The sequence below is a fragment of the Paenibacillus massiliensis 2301065 = DSM 16942 genome (assembly GCF_000377505.1).
GTDB lineage: Bacteria > Bacillota > Bacilli > Paenibacillales > Paenibacillaceae > Paenibacillus > Paenibacillus massiliensis.
On the sequence record NZ_KB898189.1, the window covers coordinates 362,997 to 387,272 of the forward strand.

Genomic DNA, 24,276 nt, shown 5'->3' on the forward strand with positions numbered 1-24,276 from the left:
CTATAAAATCGATTCAAACAATGGTAGCAATTGCTCAGTCGTAAACAAACCCTCTTTGGTCACATAGATATCCATGGCACCTATAACTTGAATTTTTCGTTTAACTTCATTGTACGAGTCGAATGCAAATGGTTCGGGTCTGTTATCTCTTTTTGACGTAAGTGGACTCCAAGTGTTATGCAATGTGATCCAAGTACCATAAATATCGTCGGGGCTTTCTTTTACAAGAATCATGTTAAATCCAACTCTGGAAGATGCCTCTATATATCCCCAAGCAAGTACCTCTTTGTTACGTAGTCGTAAATCTTCGTTTACATCAGCATAAAAGGCAACAACTTGCTTCCTTCCAGCCGTGCTTGCATGAATCTTGTTTCCTATCAATTCTACTTTAAACTTTAATGTATCGGAATGCGTATTAAACTGCTCGGCCATCTGAGTAAACATAGTAAATATCTCTTCAAAACGATAATCAAGCATTTTCCTTTTTTCGGCCTCTGCGTTTCGTTTACGCTCCGCTTCAAGTCTTTGACTAAGTTCTTGTTGCTGGCTTTCCTGAGCCTTTTTGATTAGACCACTAATATCAATTGTGTTTGTCCCAGCAGATGGGGTAGTATTTTGTAGTCTATTAATGATTTCATCCCAAGTATTGTAACGATCCTCAGGTCTCTTAGCAGTCATTTTAGCTATAACCTGAACGATGTTGCTTGGCAGAGATGGATTTAGGGTACTTGAAAGTGGAATAGGAGTAAATAAATGAGTTTCTCTCCAAGCAGTCCACTGATCGGGGCCAGGTTTTACTGAGTAAGGATGCTTTAATGTTGCTAACTCAAAGAACACAATTCCCATGGAGTACATATCCATCTGTATGGTATTTTTCTCTAATGTCCATGCCTCAGGTGCTTTATACCAAATGTGCTGTGTTCCTTTAAATGTATTTGACCTTGTTGCAGCACCAACGATTTTCGACAAGCCGAAATCGGAAATTTTTAATATTCCATCATGCACTAAAATGTTGTCAGGCTTCACATCACGGTGAGTTAACGTGGCATTAACTGCGCTCATACCGTTAGCAAGCTGTAATAGGATACTAGTAAGCATTTCACTATCAAATTGGCGACCTAATACCCTCTGACTGTCTAAAATGCCTTTTAAAGTCCCACCATTTGCATAATCCATAATCATATAGGGCGGGAGACCAGTAAACTCAGTTCCGTCATGAAAATAATGAACCTTATTTACGTTCTGATGACTAACAAGAGGAGCTAGATCCCCTTCATTCATTAATGCCCTAACTTCTCCTTCAGTTGCAAATGAAGTTGCTATCGTCTTTAAAGCAAATAGCATTTCATTTTCGGACTCATGCATCTTTATCTTAAATACATCTCCGAATGCTCCTCTGTTTATAAACTCGTCAACAATATAAAGTTTTTGATCTTGATCATATACTAAATCTCCAGACCTAAGACTCATTGAATTGTTCTCCTTTTATGAATTTCAACCCCTCTATTTACCAACTAAATTATATCAGGAATAACAAATATCATCTATCCACATCTAGATTCCTATTTGGTGCGTTGTGATGTGCTATAAAAGAGGTAGTTATACGCACCACGTACCATTATTCCTGACCATATGAGAGAACGAGCCTAAGCATTTTCCACTGTTATATGTCTAGTTTAGAATACCCTCAATAATCAATTGAATGTTACCTATTACTCTAACTGTCTAATCTATATATAGGACAAATTACAAGGGAGTGTGATAATCAATGTTGCACCCAGTTAAAGAATGTATCATTAAAACTGGATTGACTCACAATGCATTCGCTGTATTGTATGGTATTTCGTTTCAGAGACTTAAAGACTGCCTGTATGGTTATACCACTTCAGTACCTCAAAAAATAGTTATGGTTCTGATTCAGTATGGTCATGATGAACAGGAAATACAAATGAGGAATAAGCAGTGGCGCCTCTGGAAAGCTGAGCAGGAACTTGTTTCCTCCCTTGTCTCGCAGGAAGGGAGGTCATTAGAATGAAAAACAAATTGCCGTTGGATACTGTCCTCACGTTAATGCGAAGTGAAAAGATACTAGGACTTGGCTCCGATTTGGAAGAACTTATTCAATTGTTCGTTAAGTATGTCAAGAACCCATTATCTACAGATGAAGTCGAGTATTGCCTTGCTCAATATCTCGCAAAGTCAGATTATAAAGATACCATTCACAGAAATAACGTATTGGGAAAAGTAACTCGGTTCATCAATCAATTTGGATGGAGACTACCCGATTACCATTTAGACTATTATCGCAAATACTTACCGCTGTTCCGTTAACCACCCATTCCCCAGCGCGCGCGGGGATTTTCATTTTTTAGAGTCTGTCACGTAGTCTTTGTTTCATTCTTCGTGCCGTTGAATTGTCTTTCCCTCCCTAACATCCGTAGTAATCTTAGTAATGATTTTATTGGTTCTAATGATAGTTTTAATTGTTATTAGTATGTTTGCAGAAAAGAAAGAGGGATCTGCAATTATGAAACTAGTGTTTCAAAAATGCAAACTCCCATTTCCTATATAACCTATATTTATTCATTTTTACAAGCAGATCAACTACTAAAGAAATCATATTGACTATCAAGATCATTTGAGCTATTCGACAATGAAGGCTTGCTTTTTCGGGTTCTTTTCTTTCTATCCTTTTCAAGCTCTTTTACCCGTTCCTTATAAATACTGATTTCTTTCCCCCAATCAACAGTTATCGAACGACCAGTTAATTGTTCAACTAGCTTTGTTAGCCAATTCAAAAATTGATGCATTAATTCCTCATCCGAATGCCGTAAAACGTCATCCTTTAGCTTCAATAGAAATTTTCCGTAATGATCTTTTTCCGTGAACTCGTCCGACGTTATAAAGGAAATTAAATTGAATCCGCATCACTTTTCCTGAAAACTTCCCCCTATATATCACGTCACACCCGTTCACCTTCTAAGCCCGATTTTCATCGCAAGACACTGGGGGGGGGGGGAGATAATAAATTATTTAAAGGAAATAGATCTGAAATCAGAGTACCTTTACACAGCATTTGTTCTGTGATTACATGTATTCACCCTATAGAAAGGAGGAAGAATCACAACGAAAAAGAGACACTGCTACCAACAGTGTCCCTTTTTGGGTTCGCTTATCTCATTGTCTAATCCAAGCATTCCAGATTTGACTAAGCATTTAACCAATTCCTCCATTACTTCTTGAAAGGACTGATTTCCGATAAACTCGTAAGTTTCGTGCATCAGGTCTTCACCCCCTCGCTTTCTCTATACGAGATGAAGCAACGATAATTAAGTTTTAATTCTGGTGGGGGCACATCGTATAGCGAAATTAGATACCTACGAAGGACGATAATCAGCTATGCGCTGTGCAATTTACGCTCGTGTCAGTACAGAACTGGGCAGTCAAAAAGATAGTGTTAACCATCAGGTTTCTTTCTTTAATCGCTATGTTGAAGAAAGAAGATGGAGCATATTCGACATTTACAAGGACGAAGGCGTTAGTGGGACAAGCATTAAAGGACGTGAAGAAATCATTCGTCTGTTACGTGATGCCAGAGCAAAGAGATTCGAATATGTATTGTTTAAATCAATTTCCCGCTTCGCCCGTGACATCCAAGATGGCATAAACATGAAGCGAGAACTTGATAGCCTAGGCATCGGAATGATATTCATTGAGCAGAACATTGATACCAAGACTGCTGACGGGGAACTAATGTTTTCGATTCATCTATCCGTTGCACAACAAGAAAGTGAACAAATCTCCAAGCGTGTGAAATTCGGTAAGCGTGAGAAGGCGGCAAAAGGTAAGTTTAATGGCTCCCTTCCTCCCTTCGGTTACAAAAGGATCGGTAATCAACTTGGAATTGATCCTGATTACTCGTGTTACGTTAAAGAAATATTTCGCTTGTATCTATACGAGGATTGGGGCTTACAAAGGATTGCTAAGCTGTTTACGAAGCGCGGAGTACCTACACCAAGAAAGGTGACAGGTGCGAAGAATGCTGGGAAGCTATGGCAGCAAAGTACAGTAAAGATTATTCTAACCAATCCCATGTACACGGGTAATATGGTTCAAAACCGAAGCGAGGTTGTCAGCATCCGAACAAAACTTCGGAAGAAACTTGATACAGGCCAGCAGACGCATGTACAGAATACTCATCCTGCCATCATATCGCTTGATGAATTTGAACAGGTTCAGGAAAAGTTGAAACGGAAAGGTACTCAACGTAGTAATGGTCAGGAAAGCCTCTTCGCTCACATTGCTGTTTGCGCTGACTGTGGTTCAGGAATGCATTATAAAAACGATAGGAAGGCTTATCAGTGCGGGCGTTATGGTAAGTATGGGCGTTCTTTTTGCAGTAACCATCTCATTAGGGCAGACAAACTCTTGTCTGAAGTACTATCAACTCTAAAAGGAATCGCTTCAGAAGGCGTTAATGCAAAGAAGTTAATGGAGATGGCAAAGAAAGAGGCTGGGCATCACAAGAAAGACCATGAGACAGAGCTTCGCCAGAATGGGAACAGGTTAATGCAATTGACTAAGAAAAGAAACATACTACTAGACCTTCTGAATGATGACGAGTTAACTAAAGATGAGTGGCGGATGCAAAACGATATCATTCGTGAGGAATCCGAAAAGCTGACTGCCAGAAAGATTGAACTGGAATCATTGATTGCCAATAAGAAAGACACGGACTATCAAATCCGTGCCTTTGAAAAACAAGTGAGCAAACTTCTGGAAATGGACATTGATAATGAGAAAGTCCTCAAGCAGGTTCTGCATAGACTGATTCACAAAATTGAAGTCTATCAGGATAGCTCAATCAAAATTCACTTTAACTTCATGAATCCGCACAAATTGGGGGCATAGGACTACTCCTATCCCCGCAATTTTAGCAACACTGTACACTCAACATGCACCGTATGCGGAAACATATCCACCGGCTGCACTTCCACTATACGATACCCTCCATCCTCCAAAATCCGCAAATCCCGCGCCAGCGTGCTCGGGTTACAGCTCACATACACCACACGCTCCGGCTTCATCTCAAGAATGGTATCGAGCAGCCTCGGATCACAGCCCTTACGCGGCGGATCTACAACAATCACATCGGCAGTGATGCCCTCTTCCTTCCAACGAGGGATGACGTCCTCGGACGCACCCACCTCGAAGCGAACATTACGAAGCTCATTCAACTGAGCATTGCTACGCGCATCCTCAATAGCTTCCTTCACAATCTCCACCCCATACACCTGGTCCGCATGCTGTGCTAGGAACAAAGAGATCGTACCAATGCCGCAATAGGCATCAATGACCGTCTCTTTGCCTGTCAGTGCAGCGTATTCCAGCGTCTTGCCATACAGCACCTCGGTCTGTATCGGATTGACCTGATAGAAGGAACGAGCTGAGATCGCGAACTGTACGTTGCCGATATAATCATAAATGACATCCCTGCCCCACAGGACACGGGTCTCATCTCCGAAAATAACATTCGTCCGCTTCGTATTAACGTTCTGGCAGATGCTCACTACGTGAGGGATGGCCTCACGAATGCTGCCGATCCAGGCATCGCGATGCGGAATATCTTGACCATTGGTGACCAGCACCAGCATCATCTCGCCTGTGCGGAAGGCTTTCTTCACGACGACATGTCGGAGCAAGCCCCGCCCCGTCTCCTCGTTGTACGCACTGATGCCCAGATGACTGCCGATCTCCTTCACCTTGGCGACGACCTCATCATTATGCTCGTGCTGAATGAGACACGTCTCCATATCGACAATGCGGTGACTCCCCTTGGCGTAAAAGCCGCCAATGAGTCCACCATCTGCTGCCCCCATCGGTACCTGTGCCTTATTACGATAGCGCCACGGCTCCTGCATACCAAGCGTAGGATGCACGACAACCGCCTTTCTGTTTTTAGCAACTTGGGAACTATTTAAGCTGTCCTCGCTACCTTGGTTATCCTGATTCTTATGGCCAGCATGGTTATCCTGACTATCTTGGTTATAATCGCTGCTTTGGCTATCATGGTTATCTTGTGTATCCTGTATATTTTGAACACCTCGACCATCCTGAGCTTCCGAATCACTTAGACTCAATTTCCCTTGCGCTCCCACACTCGTCCGTACACTACCCTCTATCTCCAGCTTACCGATGCGCTCCAGCACATCCACGACATGCTGACGTTTCCACTCCAGCTGCCCTGCATAGCTCATATGCTGAAGCTGGCAGCCTCCGCACTGGTCGTAGATCGGACAAGGTGACGCAATCCGGTCAGGGCTAGCCTGCACCACATTCAGCAGCTTTGCATAGCCATACTGCTTCTTCATCTTCAACACCTTGACGAGGACCTGCTCTCCCGGCAATGCTCCCGGAATGAACAAGGTGTAGCCCTCAGCACGACCTACGCCTTCGCCATCGTGGTTCATCCCGATGATGTCCACGACCACCTCCTGATTCTTCTCTACAGGCAGTCCAGTAATCTCAGCAGCTGCACGCTGCTGGGCTGGACGCGGCGCTCTGGTCCTCATTTGATCCTTGCTCTTACCGGTCTTCTTACTTGTATTCTTTCTCGTGGTCGCACTGGTACTGATGCTGGTACTTGTACTACGACCTGCACTGTAACCAACCTGTCCCTTTTGGGAAGCGGATTGCTGTCTCTTCTGCCCAGCATCCTGTTGCTGACGTCCACGTTCATTCCCTGAACCATTTCTATCTGCTGCTGGTCTCTGACGACCTACTTCCTTGTCAGATCCATTCGCGTTCCGGCGGCTTTTTCCACGGCCACTGCGGTAATTACTCATGCTGCACATTCCCTTCTACATATCGACCTATTATCGATTTATTCGTTTAAATTTCAATTTAATCGTTAGAATACCGACTCATTCAGACATTCCCACAACTCGAAAAATGCCGCTACTCCTGACGGGAGAACGACATTTCAATCTACTCTACCTATGCGACTTGTTAATGGCATTGATGCGACCAGCTTACAGTGAGTTACATCAAGCCTATAATAATTGCTCTACATTCATGCTTTCATGAATGTAAGCGGACACTTCAAAGCTGATTCATAGAGGATCTTGGTCTGGATGAAGTATTGGTGTCTGGGTCAAATGATGCCCTGATACACTGCCATATGCCATGGTAACAAGTACACCCGCACACTGATAAGCACTCTTCAAAAGCAACCTCTCGACCCACTCAGTAAGCTCAGTTCCTACTAATTACACCACAACTACACCTTTCTCATCTAAATACCTGAATATGCTGCTTTAGATTCCGAATCGTCGCAGGCAGTGTTCCGCCCAGCTCACCGTCCAAGTTCAACTGCACATGGCCCGGAGACGTGACCTCCATGTAATCGGTCTTGAAGTAGACCAGCTTCTTATCATTCAAGTGTTCACCGCGCAGCGCCAGTGTGACCAGACGAATCATCTCCGCCAGATTGCAATTGCGCACGGCGATGACATCGAACATGCCATCGTCGATCGAGGCCCCTGGAGCCAGCTTCTCGAAGCCGCCTACCGAATTCGTATTGGCAATCAGGAATAGCATGAATTCATCATGTAGTGTCTCATGACCAGCCGCCTGTATCGTCAGCTCCTGTGGTGCGAGGCTGACCATCTTTTCCAGCCCTTTGAAGTAGTAGGCCAGCTGTCCGATCATCGTCTTCAGCTTGCTCGGCACCTCATAAGTCAGCTCAGTTAGCGAGCCCCCGCCTGCAATATTGATGAAGTATCTGTCATTGACCTTACCGATATCAATAGGTCTAGCCTGCTGACGGATGACCAGATCACAGTACTCCTCCCATTGCCGCGGAATACCCAGCGCACGAGCAAAATCATTCGTAGTCCCTAGCGGGAATACGCCCAAGGCAGGCAGGTTCTCCCTCTCCGCCATACCATTCACTACTTCATATAACGTGCCGTCTCCGCCTGCGGCAAGGATCATATCATAGCAGCCACGCTCGACAGCTGCGGTCGCTTCACGTGTTGCATCCCCTTCACCAGTCGTCGCATAGACCGACACCTCAATACCACCCTGATCCAGCCGCTGCAGGATATCAGGCAGTCTGCGTCTCATTTCCTCACGTCCGGAGGTAGGATTATAAATTAATCTGGCTCTTTTCATTCACGTATTCCACCTGTTATTTGATGATGAATCCAAGCATGAATAGACTACACAGCAGTATGTCCATATCAAGTGTATACCCAGGCCATCACCTGGCGTATCATGTCTATCCCCCTGTCTGTCGATCCGCTCATTACAGCCGAGCATGACCACAGACAAGCCCACACATTGAAGCATCATTCGCTATCTTCAAGGCTTTATCATACTGGAAAAAAGACTCTTTTACAATGGGCATGCCTTAAAGGGCAACCCATTCCATGCATATTCAGACTACATCCAGAAGCATTCATCTTATATCAGCATAGCCGAAAATACTACCTCATAACCCTATGTGCATCTAACCCATGTTAGCTGTCATATTGGAGCTACTGCCTTCCTAGCGGCAAGCAAGTATGAAGTAGACCTCGGATAGCTTCTTCACTTAGCCGCTTATCTATTTCTAGCCCTAAGTGGCCCCATCCCAGCCTAGTTCTATTCCAGCGTCTTAGGTAGCTTTATTCCAGCACCTTTGGTGGCTCTATTCAAGCCTTAGGTAGCTATTCTAGCCTAGCCTAAATAGCACCCGCTCTAGCCTAGCTATCTCGGTGTAATGATGCACACACCTGCGCCAACATGCTGTCGCGGCCGTCAGCCCCTCACTTCATCCACCTTATCCAAATCCTGCTCATAACGAAGGAACAGAGCATCTACTTGCTCTTGTAACCAGGCTGTCAGTAGTGGATGCGGCAGCAAAGCCTCACCATTATAGCGATAATTCAGGCCTTCCATCTTTCTTGGAATAACGACGTCCGTGAAATACCCTGAACTCAAAAATAACGGGGCCACAATAACAGCCATTCCCCGTTCCTCGGTCCAATATACGATTTTGTCGCGCACCGATAGCGGGTTCAACAGGGCAAAATCCGTGTGTATTCCACTTTGTGCCGCCACATCAGCCGTCAGTGAAGCCATCCCTGACTCCCAGCGCTGCCGGAACCCATCATGCACACTACCATGACCGACGAGCAAAATAACCTCGCGCTCTGGATCTACCGATAATGGCCGCGCCTTCGACCATACAATCTCAGCTACAGCGGGGCCAGCGTCGATCGGATTTCCCCAATAGACATGCGCCTGAATCCGGAAAGGCTCCAGATCTGTCTCCTTCTCTGGCTCAGCCTTTGTCCCCAGTGCATACCCAATCTCATCGACATGTGTACTACCGGAGGACACAAAGAACGGGACGACGAGCATATCCGTCACCCCTTGTTCTTCCAGTCTATCTATACCATCCTGAATAGAGCGTCCTTCGACCTGCTCCAGAAAAGCAACCACCGCCGGTACCCCGGCAGGTAGCTGCAGCCGTCCAGCAACCTCATCGACCTGCGCGACCCATGAAGCCGTCATGGAGCCATGCCCGATGATCAGGATTCCCGGCCGGCTCATCTTAGCGTCCCAGTCGTTCCAACGTCATTTTATAACCATCGTTACCATAGTTCAGGCAACGCTTCACGCGCGAGATCGTAGCTGTACTTGCACCCGTCTCGGCTTCAATCTGGTTGTACGTACTGCCTTTGCCGAGCATCCGCGCTACCTCTAGACGCTGCGACAGCGACTGAATCTCGTTAATCGTGCACAGATCGTCGAAGAAGACGTAGCACTCCTCCAGATCCTTCAATGTAAGAATGGCCTCAAATAATTGATCTATACTTTTATCATTAAGCTTCTTAAGCTGCATGTATAATCATCTCCCACCGATACTTGTTCTTTCATTGTAACTGAGTGTCACTAAGTTTTTCAAGCGTTAACGGTTTCACGCATCACAGAATAGCAATATCAGGACCTTAGTCGGACACCAGTTCTTCACACCCGGCACTATCCATGTGCATCTATGTAAAATCGCTTCTGCTACTCTTAAAATTTATCTTCAAATATGCTCTGCTGATATACTCTCCAAGCATGTTCATTGGATATGTTTTTCATATATGTTTTCGGATACGTTATACAGATATGTTTTTCAGATTTGTTCTACAGATATGTTCTACAGATTTGTTTTTCAGATTTGTTCTACAGATTGTTCTTCAGATGTGTTCTTCAGATTTGTTCTTCAGATGTGTTCTACAGAAAAGCACGCTTTTCTGATGCTCTCCAGATAGCTCGCGGGCTGATCGCCCCTCAGATAGGCGCCCCACCAGCCTGCGGGCTATCCTTACATACTAGCCTTCTACAGCCATTCGTGCTTAGCTTCACCTTTCCTTGTTATCCGTACTTAGCTTGTCGCTCCGCTCTTATCCCTGCTGACCTGGGCCATCACCCACGCCCAAATCCGCTTTTATCCATAATTATGGGACACGCGCCTAATCGTCCTGTGCATCTGTGACATAAGGTATAGTATCACATTACAAAGGAAAGTGATCTGCATGCGCGATAATCGTTACCGGAGACCGCATTCACATCGGTCCCTCTCTGATCCCTATTCCTCTCCATCCTACCCAGGGGTCAGCCCATACGAGCAAGCTCCACAGGTCGATTCACCCGGCCTCGTTCCATATGCTCCCCAAGATTCTGATCTGCTGACAGCTACTTCGGCGGCCACAGACAGCAAAGGAGGCTTACTAGGTGGTCTTGCAAGCCTCGGTGAGATCAAGGGCTTCATCGACCGCATGGGCGGCATTGACGGCATGATTGCCACTTTTGGCAAGGTACAGAAGGTCATGAGCACGATGCAGCAATTCGCTCCTATGGCCAAATTAATCATGGGCTCTCTGCCCTTCGGCAAGGGCGGCGGCAAAGGACTACTGGCTACTGATGATTCCTACGACGATTATGATCCACCTAGACGACGCAAAAAAGCAGCGCCAAAGCGGGGAACCCCGCGCAAACGCTCCAGCAAAAGACGTAGACGATAGCTAGCAGTAGCTTCACACGAATCGTGCTAACTAACCGCCATTGCTGCTAGGGATTCTGCCTAGGTGCCCACCTTTAAGCTTGCTGTTCATCAGCAGTTCAATTACATTCGTAAGAACAGCAAGCTTACTCGTGATCAACAGGCTCCCGCTTGCAGCATACCCACACTCTCATTTGATCTGGTCAATGTACTAATATTTTCCGAATTTATTTACATGCTACTGACTATCTCTGACTACCTAAACCATCCGCGTCTGGAGAACCACAGCACCATACCGACCGACATGGCCACCATCACCACCATGACGATCGCATAGCCATAGGTCCAGTGTAGCTCAGGCATGTTCACGAAATTCATTCCGTAAATGCCTGCAATCAGCGTTAGCGGCATGAAGATCGTCGTGATGACCGTTAGTGTCTTCATGATCGAATTCATCCGGTTAGAGTTCAGCGAGATATAACCATCTCTCAGGTCGGCCGTCATCTCGCGGTCGGCCTCAATCATGTCTGCCAGCTTGAGCAGGTGATCGTAGATATCTGTGAAATACGCCTTATATTCTCCCGCACCCTGGACATGCCCGGAGTTAAGGATGCGATAGAGCAGATCGCGCATGGGCACAACCGTGCGGCGAATCTTCAATAGACGGCTCCGCAGCTGGAAGACCTGCGTCATCAGCAGCTCAACCGATTCATTCCCACTCTGATTCTCCAGCTCCGCCAGCTCATCCTCAATGGCGTATACACAGGGGAAATATTGATCCACCAGTTCATCCAGCACCTCATAAGCCGCAGCCAGTGGCCCTTTGTTCGAGACGGTATTCGTATGACCGTCAGCCAGCCGATCCCATACCCGGTCCACCTCAGCCAGCTGCGCATGGTGATACGTGACGAGGAGACGCTCTCTCATGAACACGCCGACCTCTTCTACCTCCAGCGTATGCTCCCTGAGCGCATGGATTACCATGAACTCCGTCTCCGGATAATGGTCAAGCTTGGGACGCTGCAGTACATGCATACAATCCTCGATAGCCAGCGGATGGAAATGAAAATAGCTACCCAGCAGCTTGGACTCTTCTTCACTTGGCTCAATAAAATCCACCCATATCCAAGCGTATTTCTCCACATCTATATTCTGAAGCGGGATTCCTGCGATGACTTCATGAGCATGTCCGATAGCTAGCGTGCGGATCAAGGCGATCCCTCCCTTTATGTACAACTCCTAATTATTATCCGTAGTTCATATAGTTCATAGTACCTTAACCTATTACGTTGTCTCGATTTAACAAGCTGAACATTGGTCTACAGAGCTCCCCCCGCTTGCAGTGACCGACTCTCTTTTGAACTGGTCAAGGTACTATATAAATTGATCCTGTTACATTGAGAAGGGGAGTGAGCAAAGGAGGGGAAGTTTGGAAGTGAAGGAGCGCCAGCGACCGCCTTTGTCTCTGGATTTCTACAGCCTACACCCCAATCTACCATAATCCATATGTGGACAGCAAAAGAAGCCATCCTGACGGCTGGCCCCTGTAGCTTGCAAATATACACATATAGACAGGACTTCGTTAGCGAAGACGGACGCAGCATGATTTCGCTCTTGCAACATGTGAGTGTCATACCGCCTTGCTTCATAGCTTGTCCTAACCTAGTACCTTGACCGAATCTGATTCAATGTTCAGCAGCTCTTAGCCCCATCTGATTTGGTCGAAGTACTAGGCAAAGAATAATTTAAATACCGCTCCCGCCAGCAATGCGGAGATCGGAATCGTAATGAACCAGGTTACCACGATTCGTCCTGCCAGTGACCAGCGCACAGCGGAGAAGCGCTTCGCTGAACCAACACCCAGAATCGCAGAGGTAATGGCATGCGTGGTACTTACAGGCAAGTGTAGAATCGTACACGTGAAGATAACGGACGCAGCCGAAATATCTGCAGCAAAGCCGTTAATCGGCTCAATCTTGAAGATCTTCGTACCCATGGTCTTGATGATCTTCCAGCCACCGATGGACGTACCCAGTGCCATGGCAGTAGCCGCTGCGATCTTAACCCAGAGCGGTACCTCCAGATGGTCCTGATACTTGGCAGAGACCAGTGCGAAGGTAATAATCCCCATCGCTTTCTGGGCATCGTTCGTTCCGTGTGTAAAAGACTGCAGTGCCGCCGTAAAAATCTGCATCATCCGAAAACCCTTGTTAACGGTATGCGGACTGCGACGGGCAAAGACATATTTGAGAATCATCATCACAATATACCCGATTACAAATGCAATTAATGGAGAGAAGATCAGCGCCTCAACAATATCAATAAAGCCTGACCAATTCACCATGTCCGAACCAGCCCCTACATATACAGCACCTGCTAGCGCACCGATCAGCGCATGAGAGGACGAGGATGGAATGCCGAACCACCAGGTTACCAAATTCCATATAATTGCTGCAATCAGGGTACAGATGACAATATCTATACCATTAGTCAGCTTCGTCGGATCTGCGACACTTCCTCCGATCGTCTTTGCGACTCCAGTGAACATCATGGCCCCTAAGAAGTTCATCACAGCAGCCAGTATAATAGCACGGCGTGGTGTTAGAGCTCGGGTAGAGACAGAAGTAGCAATCGCATTGGCTGTGTCGTGGAATCCGTTGATGAAGTCGAAAGCCAAAGCCAGAAATATAACGATACCTAGTACGAGTAAACTTGTTTCCATGTGAGAGGGCCCCTTACGAGTTACGCATGATGATCGATTCCAGTCTGTTCGCTACATGCTCACAAGCATCTGTAGTCGTCTCAAGCCGTTCATAGATCTCTTTGCGCTTAATGAGCTCAATCGGGTCGCTCACGGTGGCGAACAGGTTGTTGATGCATTTGCGCAGCAGCTCGTCCCCTTGGTTCTCCAGATCATTCAGTCGGATCGTATGCTCCCGAATCGCCAGCAGCTTCTTCTGGGACAGCAAGTGAACAGCTTTCTGAATCTCGTACGCAGACTGCCGCAGAATATCTGCGAATTGAATGATATACTCATCCGGCTCAGTCAAATGATACATATAGAAACGGGATGCAGTTGCCTCAAGACCGTCCAATACATCATCCATAGTGGTTGTCAGATCCATAATATCATCGCGTTCAATCGGTGTAATAAATGTTTTGTTAAGCTCTTTGATGATCGTGTGCGTGAATTCATCGCACTTGGACTCATATCTCTTCATTTCACTTGTAAACTCAATTACATTTTGAAGATTCGAAACATGCTGAGAGAAGTAGTCAGCGGCATGTACAATGGTATCTGCCATATTCTCCAGCGTCTGAAAAAAGATATCCTTTTTCTTCAGTTTCATAACGATTACCCCTTTACAAATTGTTACTGCTTGAACGCGGACAGATAAAAACAACCTTTGCTATCTTATCACAAGTAACAGCTTTTTTGTAAAGGCTTTGTAAAGTTCTAAGCGGTTTTTCATTGAAACCGGATACAATAGGGCAATTCCTTTACATTATATTGACTTAGTTTTACCTTATAATTACATTTCTCGCCTATTGCATCCGAATTCCTACTTATATGTCTCATACTTCCCATGACATTTTTATTCAATAACCTCTTACATTCTCAATCAGCAAGTTCACTAGCAAGCTTATTAATACCCTTAATCCCTTAATCATTAACTTCATCTTTGGTAAGGCATCACCTTACGTATGACATTCAGCCCAGGAACATCAGAACTGCGAAGAATCCGTTTAATTCGTCGTGTCCTTTGAATCCGCAGAGTCCTTAGCGTCCGTTGAGTCCTTATCTGTTGAATCTGTCGAGCCAGCCACTGGCTCTGTAATCGTAATATGTCCGCTTACCCCATTGTTGTCAGTAGGGACAATGTGTATATAGGTTTTGCCCGGAAGCAATGGCCATTCCTTGCCGTCCACGTCAAAGCGAATGGAATCTCCCTTATTATGTCTCCACGTTCCCTGAATCATCCGACCTTGCTGGAAAATGGCCGCCTCGCCTCCGCGATCCAGATCTACTGCCAGTCGGCCTACATCATCCAGTACCCGATGATTCGTAGACAATACGATTAGATTCGTAGCTGTTAGCTGTTCATTATTGTTCAGATCGACATGCGGCTTGCCGTTAATCATACGCTTATATAGTCCTTGCTCCACATCATATGTATAGGACACCCGATAGCTATTGAGCAGGAATTGAATATCCAGTGCAGTCGCTTCCTCTCCTGCAATCCGATGTGTCTTCGGATCATCGAAGGTATACGCAGGAGCCTCTGCTTCCACCGGATAACCGCGCTTCTCCGCACCCGCTACCAGCTTGTCCAGGTCTGTGTACAGATTATGTGGCGCCTTACGGTCTTTGCTTCGCCAGAAGGACGTTCCTGCATTCGTGATCTCGTCCAGATGCTGCTTGCCTTGTCTTTGGAAAATGGCATAGGCGTCGTTGCTTCCTCCTGCATGGATTGGAAGGGCGTTATAGCTCTCTGCGAGCTCGATCAGATAAGGACGAATGCTGCGGACCGGGCCGATGTTCACATCCTTGCCACCACTCTGGAAGATGGCTACAAGCCTGGTAATTCCGCCTTCCGCCAGCACTTCATATACGATATCGGCTCCGCTCAGACCGGATTGCGGCCTAGCCGCCGGGGCATTGTTGATCATGACGGCAAGCGGGCGTTGCTTTACAGGCTCATCCGATCCCAGTCCCGTTAGCGGCGCACTGTATGCATAGACAGGCTCCACAAGAGTCTCTTCCTTAACAGGCTCTGGCTCCGGGGTAACGACAGGGGGTGTCACTGTTGGCTCCTGTACAGATTCTGAGCAGGACGCGAGCAGCAACGAACTTGTGACGAGGAGTGCACCGATGCACCAATGCTTAAGTTTCATCTGGGTCAACATTCCTTCCTCCAACTTTTTTTCTCATTATAAACTCCGACTTCCGATTTTGTCCTGTTAAATAAGGATATTCCGGCATTGAGAACTCCAACATTTGACATCTTAAATTTTCTCTGAACAAGGAGAAATTAAAATTTAAAAGAAATTTCTGACTTTGTGATTTATATCACAAATATTCACCCTTCCCTACACTACAATAAGGATGTAGCCAAGATGATCATCACACAAAAGCAAAAAGCACTAGTAACAACAGCATTAATAACACAAATTATTGATTATAAAAAAGGAGTGGTTCATATGTTTAACAATTGGTTGAGAGAAAATAAGGTTGCAATGTGGTTACTGACAGTACTGAGAGTATACATTGGTTGGGATTGGATGACTCACGGTTGGGCGAAGCTCACAGGCGAAGGCTTTAACGCTGGCGGCTTCATTAGCGGAGCAATTGCAAAAGCATCGGGCGAAAGCCCAACTGTACAAGGCTGGTGGGGAGCGTTCCTGGAGACTTTCGCACTGCCTAACGTTGGCCTCTTCAACTTCCTGATCCCGCTGGGCGAATTCCTGGTAGGCCTCGGACTGATCTTGGGTACATTCACTACTTTGGCTGCACTGATGGCTATGGTCATGAACTTCGCATTCTTGTTCTCGGGCACTGTAAGCACCAACGCAATCCTGGTGCTGGCTGAAATCTTCATCGTAGTTGCAGGTGCTAACGCTGGTCGTATCGGCTTCGACTACTGGGTACTTCCTTACCTTCGCAAATTGTTCCGCAAAGGCGGTACCAGTCAGGACCCAGCCTTCAAAGGGGCATAACCTGAGACCTCATAACTGATGAACTCAGCTTCCAGATTCACCAAGAGGCAGACACCGCCAAGTGCGGTAGCTGCCTCTTATTTTTGTAATATAGTCTTGTTCTGGAATACGGTCTTGTTTGGAATATATTCTTGTTTGTAATCTAGTTTTGTTTTTACAAATATTGCTTTGAATATAGAGATGTCTACAGTTAAAATGCTTCTGCTAATCCTCCAGCCCAAAATCAGGCTCGGCTCCGAACACCCAACAATTCAAGCTCAGCGATCCATGCGCATATTCCTGATACAGCTTCACGGCATTCCCGTTATTGTCTGCTGTGCCCATCGCATAGAACAAGGGCACTATATGCTCTCTGGCATAAGACGGCACGGCCTCACGGGCATGTGGTGCCTTCTTGTCATACAGGAAGAGGTGCCTCAGATTCCACACGGCTAGCTGCTCCCCGATCCAGTCATCGAAGGCCACAGCCCAGGCTTCAGGCTCATCGGTCTCCCGCAGCAAGCGAAGGTTGTGTACGAGCCCTCCACTGCCAATAATCAGAATATCCTGATCACGTAGAGCGCTGATCATGCGCCCGATATTGTACTGCTCTTGAGGCGAACGGCGTGAGTCCACGGATAACGGAATGACAGGAATATCTCCTTCAGGGTACAGATGCCGCAGAATAACCCAGGCTCCGTGATCCAGCCCCCTGCCCTGTACAGGACGAACGAATAGATTTTGCTGCTTGAACATGGCCATGATCTCTTCGCTAAGCTCCTGATCACCCGGAGGATCATAGGTCAGCTGATACATGTCATCGGGGAAGCCGTAGTAATCGTGCATGGCTGTATGTTGGTCGTCCACTCCGATACTCTGATCGGGACAATCCCAGTGCGCTGAGAATACGACAATCCCGCGGGGACGCGGCAGCCGTGAACCCAGTCTGGTCAAAAAGCGGGTATAAGCATTGTCCTCCACAGCCAGTGTAGGCGAACCATGCGCCACGAATAGTGCTGGTATTGTCATCGCTGCCAACCTCCACACGCAAAATGATGGTGAGGGCTATTCCGAATGCATACCGAGTGATTTTACGAAGACTATATCGTCCAAGCCACATATCGTCCTAGATCAATACTGGCCTTCATCAGCTATCGGCGGTGCTTGACTTTCGGAAATATACCTTACCTCTCTATTTTACTCCTGCGCACGCGGTTTTTCCAATATCATATCATCCAGTGCTGCCATTCTTCCTCCAGACGCTCCTGGTTCGTCAGCCACTGGAGGGTCGATGTGATGAGCTGATCTCGCTCTTTGCCCGATGAGAAGGTATGATCTCCTTGGAAAATGATCTCCTTATCGCACCGTCCCTCGCTGCGCATCCAGAACACCTTCTGGTACAAGAAAGCATAATCCACTGGAATAATATCATCCGAGGTCCCATGGACAACGAACACGTTGCCGTTGAACTTCACCGCCTCCTGGAACGGCTGATATTGGGCCAGCGAGTCAAAGTACACAGGTGTGAACTTATAGCCAAGGTAGTCTGCCTTGCCTTGCTGAACTGCTTCATCGTAGGTGGACCGCCCGGTGATTTTGACAATATCATTGAAAGGATAGCCAACAGCTGACCACATGATCAGGTTCTGCACGCGTTTGTCACGCACAGACGTCAGAACAGCGACTGCACCGCCAAGACTGTGCCCCAGTAGTGTGACGCGACTCGGGTCCACATCAATACAGTTCATTGCATAATCTATCACAGCCCGTGTCTGATTGATCATGGATTCCAGACTTTGCTCACCATATTCGCCTGAGCTCTCTCCGCACCCTGCGTAATCAAAACGGATCACGGCGTAGCCCTTGGCTGCAAACTCACGCCCGGTCCGTACGAACAGCCGATCCACACCTATGCGACTACCTACGAAGCCATGGCAGATGATGATAAGCGGTACTCTATTCTGTCTTTTCGATTCCCCGTTATCGCTGGGATAATGAAAGGTTGCTGCCAACTCTTCTCCCTCGTATCGAATACTGATCTGTCGCTCCATACTCTCTTCCTCCCGTTTCCCACGTATGTTCCATTTATTCTACTATTAACAGTGAAAGCCACGATGGCGATTTATAAATATTTAATTATTCCGATTAGTTTAATTGGTATTAGGTTGTATGAGAAAATATAGCACCTTCACGCACCATCTGTCAATGAGCTTGGCTAGTACACAAGCTTAAGGCCCTGGAGCTAACCTCCAGGACCTTGGCTTTTACCTTTCGACGTTTTTACTGTTCGACGTCTTTTCATATACCTTAGCGTGTTCTTGCTCCTACTTCCATATCAGCTGATGTGGGTCTGCAGCTTGTGCACACACTCGGGGTCCATTCATCTTTTACTTGCGGGACATTCCACTTGAGCCTACTTATAGCTACATCAACTATGCTCCGCCTGTAACGGGCGAATTATAGCTAGAGGTCAATCGTAGCTCTGACGGAACATACTGTGGGTCTCACTCCGTCCCTCCCATGCATTCATCCATCCATGCTCCTCGCTTAAGCGATGCTCATCCCACAGATTCACTGACGGCTGTTGCCCCAATTCATCAGAGAATTCCTCCTGATCCAAAATGCGGTATACCGGGGCCCCTTTGCCTGCTCCTGGTAATGAGGCCTTGTCCGTATGGACATGGTTGGCGGTTGGCTGAATGTCACCTGTGCCTTCATCCTTCATCTGCTTCACGCTCCCGTCCTTAATAGTCGTGTAGAGAGGTCCAACAGCAGCATATACTGTACAAGTACGGTTGCTATGCTTGCTTGCTGTAATCTCTTTATGGGGTAATTTTCAACGGGAAGCGTTCACATTATACTTATAAGAATAAAATTCAGACCGATATTCTTCATTTGTCAACATTCCGCCACATTCTGGACACGGACTCGCGGAATGGTATACTTTCTTCATAGCCTGATAACAGCAAGGAGGAGTACACGTGCCTGATACGCACACGGATCAGAAGCAAGCCAATAAAAGCTATAGTAGCTATGTGCTGATTGCCTGGATTGCACTGACATTCTTTTTTACGACGATTGCCCTGGTAGGGCTGGTTGTACAATCTACAGGGGGAAATGTGGAGCCTTACACGAAGGTGGGAATCTCTACACTCGTTCTGATCGCTGGAGGAGCCATTGTTCTCATTGAGGCCCTGACCAAATTCATGGTTAGACCGGAGGACGATGAGACGGATCAAGACGCCGCAGATCAGCGTCCCCATGTCCCGGAGCGAGCCAGCATGAACATCAGATCCATCTTGGCCTATGTGGTGCTGGTAGCCGTAATTCTCATTGGTGGTCTGCTGCTGCGAGGCTCTTTGCCCGTATTCACCATCTCACCATGGACCAGTCTGATCATCGGAATCGTGGGCTGGGTAGTACTCATCGTCATCATGTGGAGACGTAGTCAACGTCGGAAGACCTCGGTTTAGGTTAACGAACTACCATAGCACTGGAGAACAACTGGGGAGTGGTGGTAGGTCTATGCTAAAGGATCGCTGGATAGCAAGCTATAACTATACCTACTCCTATATTGGAGCATTGAACAGGTCCTTCAAGTATTAACAATAGCAGTAGGATGAGCAGTAGGATGAACTGCATTAGTCCTAGCACTTAGCACTTAACACAGTTGTAGCACTACCTGTTGCTCTTAGCTCTAGTACTGGTTGTAGTACTGGTTGTAGTACTGGTTTAGCACTAGCTGTAGCTTGAGCTGTTGGATAAGTCCCGACGTTATCCGATCGGTTCGTCCAGCATGCCATCACGAGTTATTCTAGCCTGCTCGCCAGGCGTCACGCCGAATCTACGCTTATACATGCGGATGAAATAATTCAGCTCCATCCCAACGGCATCCGCTACCTCGCGCATCGTTGCCAAAGGACGATCCAGCATCCACTGCTTGGCATGCTCCAGTCGCAGACGCTGCATATATTGGTGGCCGGTCATACCATATTCCTGATGGAACAGTCGATTCAAATGCTGCACGGAGTACCCGACGATCTCAGCTACATTTTGCAAGAGAAGCTCTTCACGATAATGGGCATGCATATAGGCGAGCGCTTGTCGGAATCCCGCACGATTGCTTGAGTCTGAGCATTCTTGCTCGGTATCACATTCCGGCCTCAAGGACTGGGATTCTCCTTCGCTTGCCTTCCTGTAGCTTTCAGAAGATAATAGTGCCTCTACTGCTCCCGGCAGGAGCCGATAAGTGACTTCGTTCATTTGCTCATGCAGACGGGGATTGCGCAGGTCCAGCTCCCATAGCCTGATCAGCTGCAGCCACAGCTTCATGAATCCGTCTTGGTCTAATTCAACGTGCTCAAGATCCTGAAGTGTGCGCAGTAGTGTACTTGAGAGGGTGCCGCCAAATCCGACATAACGCTGATCCCATACCTTACTGTCATCTGGCCTAATGGTATAGGCAAGCTCCTTGGATACAGTCGTGATCTGGAACGGACGCAAGCGACGTGTCGAGCCATCCTCCCGCTCAAGCAGCGCAGAGCCTTGGTGTGACAATATCATAAGATGCTCAGGAAAGCCCTCTGGATGATGCTGCTGCTTCTTCGGAACTATCCCTGCACAGTAGAGATGCAGGGGCATAAGCGATGGTGGCGAACGAAACAAACGAAATGAAGACATTATATCCTCCTCATGGCGGGAATCATGTTCATCTTGATTTTGCAGGTTCATAAGCACAAGGCTGACTTGATTGCAGCCATCATAACAGAAATGCTATCACCTTGTCCGAGGTCAAAAGCACTATCCTTAGCTCTTTCATTTCATTCAATTTTTGTTACTTAGAGCAAACTGTGTAGGTTGCCTGGCTATTGGGTTGACTGTCCTGTCTTATACTGAATATGCAGCCTGGGCAGCTGTAAAGACAGCAAAAGCCGTACACTGATTCCAGATCAGCATACGGCTTTGTTTTTTTATCTAATTGATCGAGTTCAGGTACTAATTAATAACACTGGCTTCCTCAGATCAACATATTGAACAGATTCTCGTTCTTATTGAGCTCCGTATACTGGATACCTCTCCGATTCATCCGATCAATCAGTGGGAAGTAATCCTCCTTGTACATCAGCTCAACGCCGACGAGAGCAGGGCCATTCTCCTTATCATTCTTCTTGGTATACTCGAAACGGGTAATATCATCATCCGGTCCCAGCACCTCCTGCAGGAATTCACGAAGAGCACCCGCCCGCTGCGGGAAGTTAACCATGAAATAATGCTTGAGGCCTTCGTACATCAAGGAACGATCCTTAATCTCCTGCATCCGGTCAATGTCATTGTTGCCGCCACTGACGATACAGACGACCGTCTTGCCTTTAATCTCATCCTTGCAAAAATCCAGTGCAGCCACAGGCAAAGAGCCAGCTGGCTCTACCACGATCGCATTTTCGTTATATAGCTCCAGAATGGCCGTGCAAGCCTTGCCTTCAGGGACCTTCACAATGTCATCCAGTACGCGTGTACATATATCATAGGTGAGCTCTCCAACACGTTTGACGGCGGCTCCATCCACGAATTTGTCGATCTGATCCAGTGTAACCACTCCGTTCAGGCGTATGGCCTCACTCATCGAAGCAGCTCCGAGCGGCTCAACGCCAATGATACGTGTGGCCGGACTGACCGTTTTGACATAGGTTCCCACGCCAGCTGCGAGTCCGCCCCCGCCAATCGTCACGAACACATAGTCTGCCGGCATGCCCAGATCCTCCAGAATTTCCATGCCTACGGTGCCATTGCCAGCTACAATCTTCGGTTGATCGAAAGGATGAATAAACGTCATACCATCCTCATTACAACGCTTGATCGCCTCCGCATACGCATCATCGAAGGTATCGCCTGTAAGAATGACCTCTACGCTCTCCCCACCAAAGCGGCGAACCATCTTCACCTTCTGGTTAGGCGTAGTGCTTGGCATGTAGATCTTGCCCCTAATGCCCAGCGCATTACATGAGAACGCCACACCCTGCGCATGATTTCCTGCACTGGCACAGACGATCCCCTTCTCCATTTCCTCTGGCGTAAGACTTCGAATCATGTTGTACGCACCACGAATCTTGAAGGAGCGCACTACCTGCAGATCCTCCCGCTTCAAATACACTTCACACTCATATTTTGCCGACAGTACAGCATCACGCTGTAACGGCGTCTTGACAATCACTTCACGCAGCATATGATGCGCGCGAATAATATCCTCCATACCCACGGTAGGTACATCCGTCCGGGGACTATCTGCTGATTTCATATGCTCACTCCACACTCCGTTAAGCTAGTTCTATAGTTTGTACCGATTATCATACCACGTTTTGGGTCGAATTGCGCGGGCTGCGAGCGGTAACTACGCCAGATTGAGCATTAGGCCGAGCTCCTGCTAACCTAATAGCATAACAGCGACCCTCACATGGAGAATCGCTGCTATGGGAATCAATATTCTAAGGTTAAATAAGCCTTGTATTTGTTGATTTATATTGTATTTGTTAATTTATATTGTATTTGTTAATTTATATTTTATTTGTTAATTTATATTGTATTTGTTAATTTATATTGTAATAGTTAAAATGCTTTGTATTCGCCAATTAGCTGCAAGTGAGCTCATTGACTTATTCAGCAGAACCATATTGTCGTGCGAACCAGGCTGCTGCCGCCTCTACCTCTGTACGAGTAAGCTGATGACCATTTCGTTCCCAATGAGTCTCCACCTCAGCCCCTGCTCCTGTGAGGAGCTCCTCCAGCTCTCTGGAGCCCTGTGCCGGAATCAACGGATCATTCTCCCCTGCTCCAATGAATACAGCCGTACCCTTCAGATCAGGAAGCTGGATATCACGTAGCGGCACCATTGCATGATGCAGAATCGCCCCCCTAAGGGCATCCTTGTCATGGAAGAGCATGCTGGCTGCAATGTTGGCACCGTTGGAGTACCCGATGGCAATTACGTTCCCGCGATTGAATCCATACTGCTCCGCAGCTTCATCAATGAAGGCAGATAGCTCACGTGTGCGGAAGACCAGATCCTCCAGATCGAACACCCCTTCTGCAAGACGTCGGAAAAAGCGCGGCATGCCATTCTCCAGCACATTCCCGCGTACACCTAACACGGAGGACTCGGGCGAGATCATATCCGCCAAAGGCAGCAAATCTTGTTCGTTACCCCCTGTGCCATGCAGGAGCAGCAATACCGGAGCCTCTTGATTCGTACCTTGCTTGAAAATATGCTTCATAAATGATAACCTCCTAGGTTGCTTTTATTTTTATATTCATTGTGAAGCTTTGACTAGATCACTTATAACCTCATCACTTATAACCACTACAAAGACTTAAACTTAAACTAAGAATCAAAATTTATTTCTAAATTAAGATTCTTATTTTTGTTATATTATAAAATACTTTTCTACATTCTGCAATCCCCCTTCTGCTTATTTCATGCACAACTATTTTGTTTCCACACCGGTGCACTTTTGCCACACTACCATCAACTAAATTTTCCCCAA

General features: G+C 46.9%; 21 protein-coding genes. 5 read left to right on the forward strand and 16 right to left on the reverse strand.

Annotated features, from left to right (window positions below):
* Entirely contained in the window at nt 1–1,470 is a 1,470-nt protein-coding gene (locus D328_RS0112470; RefSeq protein ID WP_018885352.1) for a serine/threonine-protein kinase, read from the reverse strand.
* Between the two features lie 561 nt (nt 1,471–2,031).
* Between D328_RS0112470 and D328_RS0112480 the strand changes: the two genes are divergently transcribed.
* Nucleotides 2,032–2,331 (forward strand): hypothetical protein, encoded by a 300-nt coding sequence (locus tag D328_RS0112480; RefSeq protein ID WP_018885354.1) that lies wholly within the window; start codon nt 2,032–2,034, stop codon nt 2,329–2,331.
* A 269-nt stretch (nt 2,332–2,600) separates the two neighbouring features.
* On the opposite strand, the gene D328_RS0112485 is transcribed toward D328_RS0112480, so the two are convergent.
* Nucleotides 2,601–2,810 carry a hypothetical protein gene (locus tag D328_RS0112485; protein WP_018885355.1) on the reverse strand — a complete coding sequence of 70 codons (210 nt, stop codon included), beginning with the start codon at nt 2,808–2,810 and terminating at the stop codon, nt 2,601–2,603.
* A gap of 589 nt (nt 2,811–3,399) precedes the next feature.
* Here D328_RS0112485 and D328_RS0112495 point away from each other — a divergent pair.
* Complete coding sequence (locus D328_RS0112495; protein ID WP_018885357.1) at nt 3,400–4,911, forward strand: recombinase family protein; 1,512 nt, start codon at nt 3,400–3,402, stop codon at nt 4,909–4,911.
* An 8-nt stretch (nt 4,912–4,919) separates the two neighbouring features.
* Here D328_RS0112495 and rlmD read toward each other — a convergent pair whose 3' ends face one another.
* From rlmD to D328_RS0112515, 4 genes are all read right to left on the reverse strand, one after another.
* A complete protein-coding gene (gene rlmD, locus D328_RS0112500) occupies nt 4,920–6,845 on the reverse strand; it encodes a 23S rRNA (uracil(1939)-C(5))-methyltransferase RlmD (protein WP_018885358.1) in 1,926 nt (641 codons plus the stop codon).
* A 445-nt stretch (nt 6,846–7,290) separates the two neighbouring features.
* Nucleotides 7,291–8,175 carry a diacylglycerol kinase gene (locus D328_RS0112505; RefSeq protein ID WP_018885359.1) on the reverse strand — a complete coding sequence of 295 codons (885 nt, stop codon included), beginning with the start codon at nt 8,173–8,175 and terminating at the stop codon, nt 7,291–7,293.
* A gap of 627 nt (nt 8,176–8,802) precedes the next feature.
* Nucleotides 8,803–9,600 (reverse strand): sirohydrochlorin chelatase, encoded by a 798-nt coding sequence (locus tag D328_RS0112510; RefSeq protein WP_018885360.1) that lies wholly within the window; start codon nt 9,598–9,600, stop codon nt 8,803–8,805.
* A gap of 1 nt (nt 9,601) precedes the next feature.
* A complete protein-coding gene (locus tag D328_RS0112515) occupies nt 9,602–9,892 on the reverse strand; it encodes a YerC/YecD family TrpR-related protein (RefSeq protein ID WP_018885361.1) in 291 nt (96 codons plus the stop codon).
* 682 nt (nt 9,893–10,574) lie between these two features.
* Here D328_RS0112515 and D328_RS0112520 point away from each other — a divergent pair.
* Nucleotides 10,575–11,063: a hypothetical protein gene (locus tag D328_RS0112520; protein ID WP_018885362.1), complete on the forward strand. Its 489-nt coding sequence runs from the start codon at nt 10,575–10,577 to the stop codon at nt 11,061–11,063.
* 233 nt (nt 11,064–11,296) lie between these two features.
* Here the strand turns inward: D328_RS0112520 and corA are convergent, their stop codons facing one another.
* The 4 genes from corA to D328_RS0112540 all read right to left on the reverse strand — a co-directional run bounded on the left by corA (nt 11,297) and on the right by D328_RS0112540 (nt 15,937).
* Nucleotides 11,297–12,253: a magnesium/cobalt transporter CorA gene (gene corA / locus D328_RS0112525; protein ID WP_018885363.1), complete on the reverse strand. Its 957-nt coding sequence runs from the start codon at nt 12,251–12,253 to the stop codon at nt 11,297–11,299.
* Between the two features lie 517 nt (nt 12,254–12,770).
* A complete protein-coding gene (locus tag D328_RS0112530; protein WP_018885364.1) occupies nt 12,771–13,763 on the reverse strand; it encodes an inorganic phosphate transporter in 993 nt (330 codons plus the stop codon).
* Between the two features lie 13 nt (nt 13,764–13,776).
* A complete protein-coding gene (locus tag D328_RS0112535; RefSeq protein WP_018885365.1) occupies nt 13,777–14,391 on the reverse strand; it encodes a DUF47 domain-containing protein in 615 nt (204 codons plus the stop codon).
* Nucleotides 14,392–14,788: 397 nt separating this feature from the next.
* On the reverse strand, nt 14,789–15,937 hold the full coding sequence (locus tag D328_RS0112540) for a DUF3048 domain-containing protein (protein ID WP_205622125.1): 1,149 nt from the start codon (nt 15,935–15,937) through the stop codon (nt 14,789–14,791).
* Between the two features lie 306 nt (nt 15,938–16,243).
* On the opposite strand from D328_RS0112540, the gene D328_RS0112545 reads away from it, so the two are divergent.
* The gene (locus D328_RS0112545) at nt 16,244–16,759 is read left to right on the forward strand and encodes a DoxX family protein (protein WP_025677459.1); all 516 of its coding nucleotides are present in this window, start codon (nt 16,244–16,246) and stop codon (nt 16,757–16,759) included.
* A 204-nt stretch (nt 16,760–16,963) separates the two neighbouring features.
* Here D328_RS0112545 and D328_RS0112550 read toward each other — a convergent pair whose 3' ends face one another.
* The 3 genes from D328_RS0112550 to D328_RS29025 form a co-directional block, all read right to left on the reverse strand.
* Entirely contained in the window at nt 16,964–17,767 is an 804-nt protein-coding gene (locus D328_RS0112550) for a DODA-type extradiol aromatic ring-opening family dioxygenase (RefSeq protein ID WP_018885368.1), read from the reverse strand.
* A 197-nt stretch (nt 17,768–17,964) separates the two neighbouring features.
* Nucleotides 17,965–18,789, reverse strand: coding sequence for an alpha/beta hydrolase (locus D328_RS0112555; RefSeq protein ID WP_018885369.1), 825 nt, complete (start codon nt 18,787–18,789; stop codon nt 17,965–17,967).
* A 419-nt stretch (nt 18,790–19,208) separates the two neighbouring features.
* On the reverse strand, nt 19,209–19,472 hold the full coding sequence (locus D328_RS29025; protein ID WP_133568344.1) for a hypothetical protein: 264 nt from the start codon (nt 19,470–19,472) through the stop codon (nt 19,209–19,211).
* 247 nt (nt 19,473–19,719) lie between these two features.
* Here D328_RS29025 and D328_RS0112565 point away from each other — a divergent pair, with 247 nt between their 5' ends.
* A complete protein-coding gene (locus D328_RS0112565) occupies nt 19,720–20,211 on the forward strand; it encodes a hypothetical protein (protein WP_018885371.1) in 492 nt (163 codons plus the stop codon).
* Between the two features lie 301 nt (nt 20,212–20,512).
* Here D328_RS0112565 and D328_RS30280 read toward each other — a convergent pair whose 3' ends face one another.
* The 3 genes from D328_RS30280 to D328_RS0112580 all read right to left on the reverse strand — a co-directional run bounded on the left by D328_RS30280 (nt 20,513) and on the right by D328_RS0112580 (nt 24,006).
* The gene (locus D328_RS30280; protein ID WP_018885372.1) at nt 20,513–21,418 is read right to left on the reverse strand and encodes a helix-turn-helix domain-containing protein; all 906 of its coding nucleotides are present in this window, start codon (nt 21,416–21,418) and stop codon (nt 20,513–20,515) included.
* A gap of 337 nt (nt 21,419–21,755) precedes the next feature.
* On the reverse strand, nt 21,756–23,033 hold the full coding sequence (ilvA, locus tag D328_RS0112575; RefSeq protein WP_018885373.1) for a threonine ammonia-lyase IlvA: 1,278 nt from the start codon (nt 23,031–23,033) through the stop codon (nt 21,756–21,758).
* 355 nt (nt 23,034–23,388) lie between these two features.
* Entirely contained in the window at nt 23,389–24,006 is a 618-nt protein-coding gene (locus tag D328_RS0112580) for an alpha/beta hydrolase (RefSeq protein WP_018885374.1), read from the reverse strand.
* Between the last annotated feature and the right edge of the window lie 270 nt (nt 24,007–24,276).